This window comes from Streptomyces sp. NPDC002888, assembly GCF_042888465.1.
Classification (GTDB): Bacteria; Actinomycetota; Actinomycetes; order Streptomycetales; family Streptomycetaceae; genus Streptomyces.
On the sequence record NZ_JBIAPU010000004.1, the window covers coordinates 148571 to 159985 of the forward strand.

The following is an 11415-nucleotide window of genomic DNA, read 5'->3' on the forward strand; positions in this document are numbered from 1 at the left end:
CGGAGCGCGGCCTTCAGTTGGGTACGGTTGGAGAGTGTCCGGCGCGTGTCGGGTTGGTCACCCGTAGGCGTGTGCTGGTTGATCGCGCGACTAGGGGAGCTGGTACGGGCATGGCGGTTGACGCTGCTCGATCGGAAGAGGGGTTCACGTCGGCGAGGGCTACGCGGGTGATGGTGGCTGCGTGCCGGACTGCGGGGCTTGATGACACGGGGGCGAGGTTGATTCGCCTCGGGGAGAACGCCTTGTTCCGGCTGGCTTCGGCCCCGGTGATCGTGCGCGTGGCTCGTGGCGAAGAGTGGCTGCGGACGGCTTGTACAGAGGTGGCTGTCTCGCGGTGGCTGGCCGGAGAGGAGTTTCCGGCCGCTCGGATCGTCGAGGATCTTGAGCAGCCGCTCTTGATTGAGGGGCACCCCGTGACGTTCTGGCATCAGATCGTCGAAGGTGACCGTAAGGCCACCTATGGGGAGTTGGGCGGCATCCTGCGGCATCTGCACTCCCTGAAGGTGCCGACGGGGCTTGAGCTCCCGTCGTTCGATCCCTTCGACAAGCAAGAGCTGCGGATGGATCGGGCCGTCATCCCGGAGGACGACAAGGTCTTTCTGCGCAAGCGGTGGCGGGAGCTCCGCGACAAGTACGACGAGTTGCGGTTCGAGACTCCCAAGGGGCCTGTGCACGGGGATGCCCACGTGCAGAACCTCATGGTTGATGATCAGGGGCAGGTGCTCCTGATCGACTTCGAGGCCTTCTGCTACGACCATCCTGAGTGGGATCTGATGGTGACCGCTGTCGAGCATCACAGCCTTGGATGGCAGACCGACGAGCAGTACGCCGACTTCGTGGCCGCCTACGGGCGTGACCTGTACGACTGGCGCGGGTACGAGACGCTGCGTGGACTGCAAGAGTTCGGCATGACGACGTGGCTCATGCAGAACGTTCAGGAGGACGAGAAGACGGCGGCCGAGTACCGCCGGCGTATCGCGGGTCTGCGGAATGACGATGCGCCTCGTGACTGGCGGCCCTGGTAGCCGCTAGTCGTCGTCTTCCAGGCGTGCCAGTGCGTCGTGCACCTGGTCGTTGAAGGCTGCCACGGTCGGGTTCGCTGCGTGGATGCTGACCTGGGCCTGGAAGTCGGTGACGTAGCGCTGGAAGCGTGTCGACTGGAGGGTGTCGCCGCCGTCCACGGCCAGGCTGGCTGTTGTGACGGCGGCTTCCAGTTCGCCGTTGAGTAGCTGGCTCTGGGCGAGCACCATGCGGCAGAAGCCGAGGGTTCGGGCGTACTTCGGGTCTGTGCTGTCCACGGCGCGCTGGGCCTGCTGGATGGCTTCTCGGCGCATCTTGAGGTCGCGCAAGCAGTGACAGAGTTCGCCCATGAGTTCCGCGGAGTCGAAGTAGTCGAGCCATGCCGGGTCTTGGGCAGTATCGGCATGTTCGAAGTGGCGCTCTGCCTCGTTCATGGCGCGGCCGGCCGCGCTGCGCTCACCCACGTGGGACAGGGCGCCGGCTTCCATCGCCGCGTAGTTCGCCATGGCGCGTGGGGTGGCTCGGCCCTTGGCGCCCTCGACGGCGGCGCGGGCCAGTTGGATGGCTTGGGCGTGGTTGCCAAGGTAGTTGGCCTGGTGGCTGAGGTTGCCGAGGATGCGGGCGCCGAACATGCGGTCGTCGATGACCTGTGCGAGGCGCAGGGTGGATGTCAGGTAACGGTGGGCGAGGCGGTGGTTGCCGGTGTCGTACGCCGTCCACGCCAGGAGTTGGGAGACTTCCGCGGCGGCGCCGAAGAGCGCGGTGCCCACCTTCTCGCTGTAACTGGCGTCCAACAGGGGTAGGACTTCGTGGCGGAGGTAGTGGCGCAGGGCCTTGTGACCGTGGCCTCCGCCGTACTTGAAGTCGAGCTGCATGAACATGCTGGCGGCGTCCCCGATGGCGCGCACGTCGCGCATGCCGACGCGTTGGTGAGCGGGCCTGTCAGCCTGGATACCGTCGGGGCGGGTGATCATCCATGACAGGACCATTGAGCTGAGGTCGCTGTCCTCGACAGCCAGGTGATCGGAACCTGGGGCTTCGGCTCGTTCGTCGGCCAGTCCTTCCAGCGCGGAGAGGGCGTCGGGGACCGTACTCGGGTAGCCGATCGGTTGTGTGGCGGTCAGCTGGGTGTGGTCGAAGAAGCCGAGATCGCTGGGCGTGATGCGGCGGCTGAATTTGGCGGCAAGGGCATCGGCCATGATCGCGGCCGTCTGCGGTTGGATGCCAGCGCCGTCCCGCCATCGCTGCACGGAGACGTGCGTTGTTCCGAGGCGGATGCCACGCTGGGCAGCGGCGTCTTTCATGCGCTTCGCGAGGCCCTTGTGGAGACCTTAGCTTCGTCCATGAGGGCGATTAACTGCGCGTTCGGCTCTCGGCTCATGCTCCCCTGCCACCCCGAGAATGACGGCGAGTGTTCATCCTGTCACAGGAGTATCACTCTGGGGGGTTCATTGATGAACCCCCTTTGTATTTGCCGGTGTTCACATGAACCCCCTGGTGAACACTCCCAGTCACGCACCTGGCGCCGTGTACTGGCTTCCACGAAGCAAGCAGTCGATGCGTGCGCTCGGAGAAGGGGACGTGATGGACGCGGGGAAAGCGAAGCGCTTGGCGAGCGAACTGGACGCGTACGCCCACTGGTACATCGATCCGGACCCGTCCTCCGACGGGCACTACCTGACGCTGACGCTCTACGCCGAGTTCGCAGATGCCGCACGCATGGCGCGTGACATGACGGCCGTTTTCCTTCGGCGTTCGGGCGTGGAATCGGTCGTGGACGACGCCCGGTTGGCGGTCTCGGAACTGGTCGGGAATGTCGTGAACCATGCCGTGCCGGATCTGCATCTGTCCTACCCCGGCGGCTGCCGGCGCATCGACGTGAGCTTCAAGATGTGGCCGAAGTGGCTCTTCATCGGTGTCACCGACGAGGACTCGACACCTCCCCTGCTCCCGTACGTAGAACCATTCTCTCCAGGTCTGGCGGGAGAGCTGTCCGAGGCAGTGTTACCCGACGCGGGGCGGGGGCTGCTGATCGTCCAGCGGCTGGCGACGGCGGTCTGGTGGACGCCGCACGAGCGCGGAGGCAAGACGGTGTGGTGCCGCTTCGACCTCGACGAGTCGGGGGCCGACACCTCGGCCTGACAGACACCGGAGCGCCGCCTGCTGATGACTCCCTCGCGATCGGGAGTGGGCGGCGGCCCGGTCAACGGCTGGAGTCCGACCACTCTGGCCAAGGGCGCGGCCCTTCTTCGGGACCCCTGTTTTCCCTTCCGAGTGAGGGGCCGCGCTTCACAACCCCATACCGAGACCGGGCCACCCCATCAGCCCTGGAAGCGAAGGGTGGCCCGGTTGGGAACACGGCGGTTCCCGGTGCCTGATGGTACCGGGGCCGTCGTGCTGCATTTCGACCCTGGTTCAAGGAACTTGATGATCCGTGACGGCACCGAAGAGCCATTCGACCCCGCGTCGTGGTTCTCGTGAGACGAGAAACCGCCTCCCCCTCAGCCTCGGGGAAGCGGCTGTCCTCGTACGTCGGCCGACCTGTGTCAGAACGCTTCCGCGAAGTCGTCTTCCTTGAGTATCAGGCGGTCCCTCACGTCCTTGGGGATCATCAGCTTCATGTGGATGCGCGGTGCGCGCACGCCCTTTACCTTGGTTCGCTTGACCACGCACTTCACGCCGACCCGGAGCAGATCGGCGGCCATGGCCTCCATACCGCCTTCCTCCCAGTGCGAGCGGAAGGACTTGCCGTTGTGCACGGCCACCCACCGATCCTTGGTCGACTCGGGGTCGATGGCCTCCAACTGCTTGATGAGGTCATCGAGTGTCTTCTCAGCTTTCTCCCTGGTGAAGCGCGTCTTTGTGAAGCGGCCGTCTGGCTCGAGCCCGGTCATGTAGTAGCTGATGGACTGTTCGAGGCGCTGGAGTTCCTTGCGGGCCTCGGCACCCTGCCGGTACTCGCGGGTCATAACCGGCTCGTCCCCGAGAACCCTCAGGACGTCGTCGACCAGCTTGCTGTAGATCTCTTCGGGGTTCGGTGCGCCGTGGCCGCCGCCCTTGCACTTGCCGCATCGCAGGTACAGGTAGGACCGGTCCTTCACACGGTTCCTCTGCACCGTCATGTTGCTGCCGCAGTCATGGCAGATCAGGACGCCGAGGAACTTCGTCGCGCCATCGGGGCGTCGAGTGGGCTGCTTCTTCGCTCGTCGGTCCAGGGCGTCCTGAAGACTCTTGAACTCGTCCTCGGTGAAGATCGGGTCTGCCACACGGATGGGCTTGGCGTCGTTACCGAGGATGATCTTCGAGCGGCGTACACCCCCGTTCTTGTCCTCTTCCACGCGGTACCCCATGAGCGCCGGGTTCCTGAGCCGGCGGAGCATTGTCGATGTAGTCAGGCCCGGCCCGCAGAGTCCGGCGCGTACGAGGACCTTGGCCATGCGACGGGCCGAAGCGGGCCTGGCCCTCATCGCGGCGTTGCGGCACCAGTGCAGCGCTCGGTGCGCGTCCTCATCGATGGCGAGTACGACCCTGCCGTCCTCGTTCTCCGCTGTCTCGTATCCGTACGTGGGCTTGCCCACAAGCCAGTCGCTCTGGGTCTTGGTGTAGTCCCAGAGGCTCGTCACACGGGTGCTCGTGTTGGCCGCCTCGATCTCGGCAATGCCACCGATGATCGTGACCATGACCTTCCCGGCCGTGGTGGTCAGGTCGATCGAGTCGTTCTTGGAGACCAGGTTCTTCCCGTACTTCAGGCACCAGTCGATCATGGTGCTGAGGTCGGTCAGCCGTCGTACGAAGCGGTCGAGCTTCCAGAAGAGGATCTCGTCGAACTCTGGCGCTCGGTTGTTGAGCCAGTCCCCGAGTTCCTTGCGCTTCCACGGCGGAACCTTGGTAGCTGACACGTTGAGGTTGCTGGCTACGCCGACAACTCGGCAGCCGCGATCCAGGGCCAGCTTGCGCAGATCGAGTTCCTGCCGAACCGGTGACGTCGTGTCGTCGGTGAGGACGGACAGCCGCACGGACAACAGGGCCCGTGGTGCGTCGTCAGGTAAGAGTGCGTCTGCCCTCTTCAGCTCTCGTAAGAGCGCTAAGTCTGCCGTGGTCCACTCGGCCTCAACATCGTATTGCCGCTGCTCAGCTGTCTTGCGAGTCCTGGCCCTTTTTCCCATGTCGATGACCGTAGCTCAGATTTGGGCCTGTTGGTGTGTAGCAGCAGATGGACACGAGCATCCAAACCCGACCGGCAAGAAGCTGCTGCCGCTCACGGTCAAGAACGCCGGCCCCGTGCCCAGCGGCAGCGGGGGCTGAAGCGGGTGATGCGCTCGGGTGTACCCGCGTCGGCTGCCGACGCGGGTACACCCGCCCGACCAGGGCACGGGTGGACGGGCTCAGTGGGCGACGGCTGAGGCGGAGAGAAGCGTTGCGGCGGCGAGGCTGCCCCACAGGGCGGCGGAGCCGTGGGGGGCGAGAGCGGTGATGACCGCTGGAGAGACGGCGAGGCCGAAGCCGGTGGAGAGCTGGAAACGGGCGAGGGTGCGGCCCAGGGCGTGGGCCGGGGCGAGGGCGGTGACCAGCGCCGTGGCGCTACCGGCGTAGATGATCTCGCCGAGGGTGCAGAGCACGGACACCGCGGCGATGGCGGGGGCGGCCCAGCCGCGGTCCAGCGAGGCAGCGACGAGGAAGCCGAGATACGACAGGGCGAGGACCACGCCGGCGAGGGCCAGCACGGTCCGCCGGGAGTAGCGGGACAGCAGGACGGTGATCGGCACCTGGAGAGTGACCACGAGCACCGTGTTGGCCACGAAAATGCCCGCCGACCATACAGGGGACGCGTGCAGCTGGGTCACCAGGACCAACGGCAGTGCGATTTCGGGGACGTTGAGGCAGAAGACGTAGATCACGTTGGCGGCGAGCAGGGCGCGCATGCCGGTCGCGGGCTCGTCGTCCTGTTCCTGGGCCGAGCCCGCGGCCGGATCCGCATGCACACGGACCGACCGGGCCAGGGCCGCCGCGGCGATGTAGCTGAGGCCCGTGACGGCCGCCAGCGCCTGCAACGCCGAGGTGCCGCCCGCCAGGCAGGCGGTGGCGATGAGCGCGCCGACGCCCAGGCCGGCGTTGCGCAGGGCGCGGCCCGCCGCAAGCGCCGCGTCCCGTTCCCGGCCGTGGGAGACCGTGGCCACAAGGGCGGCGTGGGCAGCCGGCCAGGCCTGGTTGCCGATGCCGAGGAAGAGCGCCGCCGCCGCGAACAGCCAGACGTTACCGGCGGGGGCGGCCAGCAGGAGTGCCGTGCCCGCCACCCGCACCAGCATCGAGGCCGCCACGGCCGTGCTGCGCGCGCCCCGGTCCAACCAGCGGCCGAACGCGGGCATGCACACCAGACCTGCGACGACACCCACCGTCATGGCGGTGCCGGTGAGCGATGCCGACAGGCGCAGCACGGTCACTCCGTACAGCAGCAGGAAGGGCCGCAGCAGGCCGGTGCCGAGCGCGTCCACGGCCAGGGCGACGGCGTAGCGGGGGCCTCCGGAGGCACGGACGAGGGCGCGGGGCCGGATCTTGGTGGTGGGCATGGGGCTCACCGTGCGTTCGGCCGCCGGGCGGGGCACGTCGGTTGACGGACACCGTCAACCGACGCCTTCACCGGCCATCCGGCCAGCGATGATGAAGGGATGACGTTGCGCATCGACATCACCGGTCTGCCGTCCGACCGGCTGCGGTTCGCCGCCTCGCCGCTGGCCGAGCTGACCGCGATGTTGCATGTGCTGGCCGCCCCCGGGCATCACCCGCAGCTCGCCGGCTGGGCCGCGGACGTCCGGGCCGGGCTGCGACCGGAGCTGGCCGAGCGTTTGCGGGAGGCGGAGTTCCTCTGGCGTTCCTCGTGCGCCGACTTCCTGGTCCCCGCCCGCCCTCGGCAGACCCTCGCCCAGGAGTTGGACGACGTCGACCGGATCGACGACGAGACGTACGTGAGGGCCGCGCTCGTCACCACGTGTGGCAGCAACCGGGTCCACTTCGCCGCGCCCTCCCCGCTCACCGACGCGGATGCGCGCGAGCGGGCCATGGATCTGGCCCAGGCCCGCGGCGCGCTCCAGGAGGCCTTCACGGAACGGCTGCTCGCGGACCCGGCCGCCGTGCGGGCGCGGGTGCGCCACACACTCGAACAGTGCGCCGAGGCGTTCTTCGACACCGCCTGGACCGGTGTCGCCGCGCGGCTCGCCGCGGACCTGCGCCTGAAGACCGACCTGTTGGCGCGCCAGGGCATCGGCGCGGCACTCGCGTCGGTCTCCGGCGCCATCGCGCTGGCACCGGACGGCGACTGCATCGTCGTGGACAAGCTGCAGGACAAGGCGACCGCCGCGCACGGCACCGGGGTCACCTTCATCCCCAGCGTCTACGGCCGCCCGCACCTGGTGGTGGTCCACGCTCCCGGGTGGCAGCCGGTGGTGCAGTACCCCGTGGCCGAGCCGAACCCGCCGGAGCCGGTGTCGCTGGAGACGGTCGGGCTACGGCTGGAGGCGCTCGCCCATCCGATACGGCTGCGCCTCCTGCGCACCCTGGCTCGCGGCCCGCACACCACCGGCGAGCTGGCCCACGCCTGGGAGCTTTCGCCCCCGGAGGTCTCCCGCCATCTCGCCGTCCTGCGTCGCGCCGACCTGCTGACAGCCAGGCGGCACGGTCGCTACGTCCACTACACCCTCAACCTGCCCGCGATGACGACACTGGGCACGGACCTGCTGTCGGCCGTGCTGCGCTGAGCGGTGCCGTGCCGTGCGAGTGGCCCTGCCTACCTCTCGCGTGCCTGGTAGCGGCTGGCGAGCGCGTGGAACGCCTCCTTCGGTTCCCAGGGCATGTCGGGGTGGGTGCGGGTGTCCGCGGGGTAGTTGCTCTGGTCGTCGAGGATCTTGACGATGCCGTAGGAGGCCATGTCCTCGTCCGGTCCAGTCGTGCGGTGGGGTGTGGCGAAGCCGGCGAAGCTGAACCAGAAGACGGAGTCGACGTCCTCCTCTTCGAAGACGGTCATGAGGTCGTCGAGGTAACGGACCTGCTCGCTCTCGTCGCGCACCAGATCGGGCTTGAGGGTGACGCCGTCGGCTTCCTTGGCCATGTACCAGCCGGCGCCGCCGTAGTCGCCCGCGCCCCGGTAGGTGCAGCAGCCGGCTTCCATGACGGCGACGGGCTTGCCGTGGGCGAACTCCCCCCGCAGGTCGTCGCGGTAGGTGGGGGCGTTGCGCAGGCCTCGGAACGCGTCCAGGCCCACGACGTCGAAGGGGGTCCAGTCCACGCCGTCCAGGGGGCAGGAGGCGTAGCTCAGGCGACCGCCGAAGAGAGGGCGTACGGCGTCGACGACCTCCCCCAGGAAGGCGTTGACCTTGTCGGGGATGCCCTGGAGCGCGACCTCGCGATCAGGGCCCGCCAGCACCGGGACGCGCTCGTTGAAGGTGTCGCCGGGCAGATACCCGCGAGCGAACAGGCTGAGTTCGCAGCCAGTGACCAGGGCGACCGCTGCACCGTCCCGGCGCAGCCGCTCGGCCCGTTCCGCGCAGTCGGTGAACAGCGGCAGCATCTCGGCGTTCGTCAGTTCGCAGGGGAACGGTGAGAACCAGACCTCCAGCCCGGCGTCCGCCGCGTACCGCGCCGTGGTCTCGATCCGGTCCGGGTCGCCGCCGGTGATGCGGACCGCGTTGCAGTGCAGGTCCTTCGCGATGACCCGCATGTCCCGTTCGGCGTCCCGGGGGTCGAAGACGGATCGCGAGGTGTCGCCGTTGGGAAAGGTGCCGGTGTCGTAGTGGATGCCCTTGCCGCGCAGCATGACGGGTGCCTCCGATGAGCGTCGCTGTTTCGTACGGCGCGATCGTCCAGGTTCCAGCTGCGTCAGAGTCAAGAGAGGACGCGGAGAGGTCAGTATTCGAGAAGCGCCGGGCACCTTGTCGCGTCTACGGTGAGCGCGGGATGGCGTGAGTGAGGGAGAAATGGTGAGCGTTGCGGACAGTCATGATGTGATTCGCGTGCACGGGGCGCGGGTGAACAATCTCAAGGACGTCAGTGTCGAGATCCCGAAGCGTCGGCTGACGGTGTTCACCGGGGTGTCCGGCTCGGGCAAGAGCTCGCTGGTGTTCGACACGATCGCCGCGGAGTCGCAGCGGCTGATCAACGAGACGTACAGCGCGTTCGTGCAGGGGTTCATGCCGACGCTGGCGCGGCCCGAGGTGGACGTGCTCGACGGGCTGACGACCGCGATCATCGTCGACCAGGAGCGGATGGGGGCCAATGCCCGCTCGACCGTCGGGACCGTGACGGACGCCAACGCGATGCTGCGCATCCTGTTCAGCCGGCTCGGGAAGCCGCACATCGGGCCGCCCAACGCGTACTCGTTCAACGTTCCGTCGGTGAAGGCCAGCGGCGCGATCACCGTGGAGCGCGGCGGCAGGACGAAGGCCGAGAAGGCCACGTTCAACCGTCTCGGCGGCATGTGTCCCCGCTGTGAGGGCATGGGCGCGGTCACTGATTTCGACCTGTCGGCGTTGTACGACGACAGCCTGTCACTCAACGAGGGCGCGCTCACGATCCCCGGCTACAGCATGGAGGGCTGGTACGGCCGTATCTACCGGGGCTGCGGCTTCTTCGACCCGGACAAGCCGATCAGCCGGTTCACCAAGAAGGAGCTGCACGACCTGCTCCACAAGGAACCGACCAAGATCAAGGTCGACGGGATCAACCTGACGTACGAGGGGCTGATCCCGAAGATCCAGAAGTCGTTCCTGTCCAAGGAGGTCGACGCGCTGCAGCCGCACATCCGCGCCTTCGTGGAGCGGGCGGTGACGTTCTCGACCTGTCCCGAGTGCGACGGGACCCGACTCAGCGCCGAGGCCCGGTCGTCGAAGATCAACGGGAAGAACATCGCCGACGTCTGCTCGATGCAGATCAGTGATGTGGCCGACTGGGTCCGGGGCCTGGACGAGCCGTCGGTGGCGCCCCTGCTGACCGCGTTGGGCCACTCGCTCGACTCGTTCGTCGAGATCGGCCTCGGCTACCTCAGCCTCGACCGCCCTTCGGGCACCCTCTCGGGCGGCGAGGCGCAGCGCACCAAGATGATCCGCCACCTCGGGTCCTCGCTCACCGACGTCACCTATGTCTTCGACGAGCCGACGATCGGGCTGCACCCCCACGACATCCAGCGGATGAACGACCTGCTGCTCCAGTTGCGCGACAAGGGCAACACCGTGCTGGTGGTGGAGCACAAGCCGGAGGCGATCACGATCGCCGACCATGTCGTCGACCTCGGCCCGCGCGCCGGCTCCGAGGGCGGCGAGGTGGTGTTCGAGGGCACTGTCGAAGGACTGCGGGCCACCGACACGCTCACCGGGCGGCACCTGGACGACCGGGCCTCCTTGAAGCCCTCGGTGCGGACACCGTCGGGTGTGCTTCAGGTGCGCGGCGCCACCACGAACAACCTGCAGGACGTCGCCGTCGACATCCCGCTCGGCGCGCTGGTCGTCGTCACCGGGGTGGCGGGCTCGGGCAAGAGCTCGCTGATCCACGGCTCGGTGTCCGGGCGGGACGGAGTGGTCTCGGTCGACCAGACCGCCATCCGCGGCTCGCGACGCAGCAACCCGGCGACGTACACCGGACTGCTCGACCCGATCCGCAAGGCGTTCGCCAAGGCCAACGGCGTCAAGCCGGCACTGTTCAGCGCCAACTCCGAGGGCGCGTGCCCGGCCTGCAACGGCGCCGGCGTCGTCTACACCGACCTGGCGATGATGGCCGGCGTCGCCACCACCTGCGAGGACTGCGAGGGGAAGCGGTTCCAGGCGGCGGTCCTGGACCATCACCTCGGCGGCCGTGACATCAGCGAGGTGCTCGCGATGTCGGTGACCGAGGCCGAGGAGTTCTTCGGCGTGGGCGAGGCGCGCACGCCGGCCGCGCACAAGATCCTTGACCGGCTCGCCGACGTCGGGCTCGGCTACCTCACCCTCGGCCAGCCGCTCACCACGCTGTCCGGCGGCGAGCGGCAGCGGCTGAAGCTGGCCACGCGCATGGCGGAGAAGGGCGGTGTCTACGTCCTCGACGAGCCGACCACCGGCCTTCACCTCGCCGACGTCGAGCAGTTGCTCGGCCTGCTCGACCGGCTCGTCGACTCCGGCAAGTCGGTCATCGTCATCGAGCACCACCAGGCGGTCATGGCGCACGCCGACTGGATCATCGACCTCGGCCCCGGCGCCGGCCACGACGGCGGCCGCATCGTCTTCGAGGGCACCCCGGCCGACCTCGTCGCCGCCCGCCCCACGCTCACCGGGGAGCATCTCGCGGCGTACGTCGGCGCCTGACGAGGTTCTCGTGGTCAGTGGGACGGGCTCGCGCGGCGGGCCCGTTCACCGGCCCCGGCCGTGATCCGAGCGG

Annotated in this window: 7 protein-coding genes and 1 pseudogene; 4 read left to right on the forward strand and 4 right to left on the reverse strand. The window is 68.1% G+C overall.

All coding sequences use genetic code 11. The features are described from left to right. The first annotated feature begins 110 nt into the window (after positions 1 to 110). On the forward strand, positions 111 to 1025 hold the full coding sequence (locus tag ACFYWX_RS08375) for a phosphotransferase enzyme family protein (RefSeq protein ID WP_389423185.1): 915 nt from the start codon (positions 111 to 113) through the stop codon (positions 1023 to 1025). Between the two features lie 3 nt (positions 1026 to 1028). Here ACFYWX_RS08375 and ACFYWX_RS08380 read toward each other — a convergent pair. Beyond that, positions 1029 to 2401: pseudogene (locus ACFYWX_RS08380) on the reverse strand (sporulation protein). A 203-nt stretch (positions 2402 to 2604) separates the two neighbouring features. On the opposite strand from ACFYWX_RS08380, the gene ACFYWX_RS08385 reads away from it, so the two are divergent. Continuing rightward, entirely contained in the window at positions 2605 to 3162 is a 558-nt protein-coding gene (locus tag ACFYWX_RS08385) for an ATP-binding protein (protein WP_389423186.1), read from the forward strand. Between the two features lie 404 nt (positions 3163 to 3566). Here the strand turns inward: ACFYWX_RS08385 and ACFYWX_RS08390 are convergent, their stop codons facing one another. After that, positions 3567 to 5186, reverse strand: coding sequence for a recombinase family protein (locus ACFYWX_RS08390; RefSeq protein ID WP_389423187.1), 1620 nt, complete (start codon positions 5184 to 5186; stop codon positions 3567 to 3569). A 219-nt stretch (positions 5187 to 5405) separates the two neighbouring features. Next, on the reverse strand, positions 5406 to 6587 hold the full coding sequence (locus tag ACFYWX_RS08395) for an MFS transporter (protein WP_389423188.1): 1182 nt from the start codon (positions 6585 to 6587) through the stop codon (positions 5406 to 5408). 99 nt (positions 6588 to 6686) lie between these two features. Here ACFYWX_RS08395 and ACFYWX_RS08400 point away from each other — a divergent pair, with 99 nt between their 5' ends. After that, positions 6687 to 7772, forward strand: a complete 1086-nt coding sequence (locus tag ACFYWX_RS08400) for a DUF5937 family protein (protein ID WP_389423189.1) — start codon at positions 6687 to 6689, stop codon at positions 7770 to 7772. Between the two features lie 29 nt (positions 7773 to 7801). Here ACFYWX_RS08400 and ACFYWX_RS08405 read toward each other — a convergent pair whose 3' ends face one another. Beyond that, positions 7802 to 8827 carry a hypothetical protein gene (locus ACFYWX_RS08405; RefSeq protein ID WP_389423190.1) on the reverse strand — a complete coding sequence of 342 codons (1026 nt, stop codon included), beginning with the start codon at positions 8825 to 8827 and terminating at the stop codon, positions 7802 to 7804. A gap of 160 nt (positions 8828 to 8987) precedes the next feature. On the opposite strand from ACFYWX_RS08405, the gene ACFYWX_RS08410 reads away from it, so the two are divergent. Continuing rightward, positions 8988 to 11342 carry an ATP-binding cassette domain-containing protein gene (locus ACFYWX_RS08410; protein WP_389423191.1) on the forward strand — a complete coding sequence of 785 codons (2355 nt, stop codon included), beginning with the start codon at positions 8988 to 8990 and terminating at the stop codon, positions 11340 to 11342. Positions 11343 to 11415: the final 73 nt, after the last annotated feature.

Bases quoted from the DNA above. Each gene is read 5' to 3' on its own strand.
- ACFYWX_RS08375 (WP_389423185.1), top strand. From the start codon at position 111: ATGGCGGTTGACGCTGCTCGATCGGAAGAGGGGTTCACGTCGGCGAGG.
- ACFYWX_RS08385 (WP_389423186.1), top strand. From the start codon at position 2,605: ATGGACGCGGGGAAAGCGAAGCGCTTGGCGAGCGAACTGGACGCGTAC.
- ACFYWX_RS08390 (WP_389423187.1), bottom strand. From the start codon at position 5,186: ATGGGAAAAAGGGCCAGGACTCGCAAGACAGCTGAGCAGCGGCAATAC.
- ACFYWX_RS08395 (WP_389423188.1), bottom strand. From the start codon at position 6,587: ATGCCCACCACCAAGATCCGGCCCCGCGCCCTCGTCCGTGCCTCCGGA.
- ACFYWX_RS08400 (WP_389423189.1), top strand. From the start codon at position 6,687: ATGACGTTGCGCATCGACATCACCGGTCTGCCGTCCGACCGGCTGCGG.
- ACFYWX_RS08405 (WP_389423190.1), bottom strand. From the start codon at position 8,827: ATGCTGCGCGGCAAGGGCATCCACTACGACACCGGCACCTTTCCCAAC.
- ACFYWX_RS08410 (WP_389423191.1), top strand. From the start codon at position 8,988: ATGGTGAGCGTTGCGGACAGTCATGATGTGATTCGCGTGCACGGGGCG.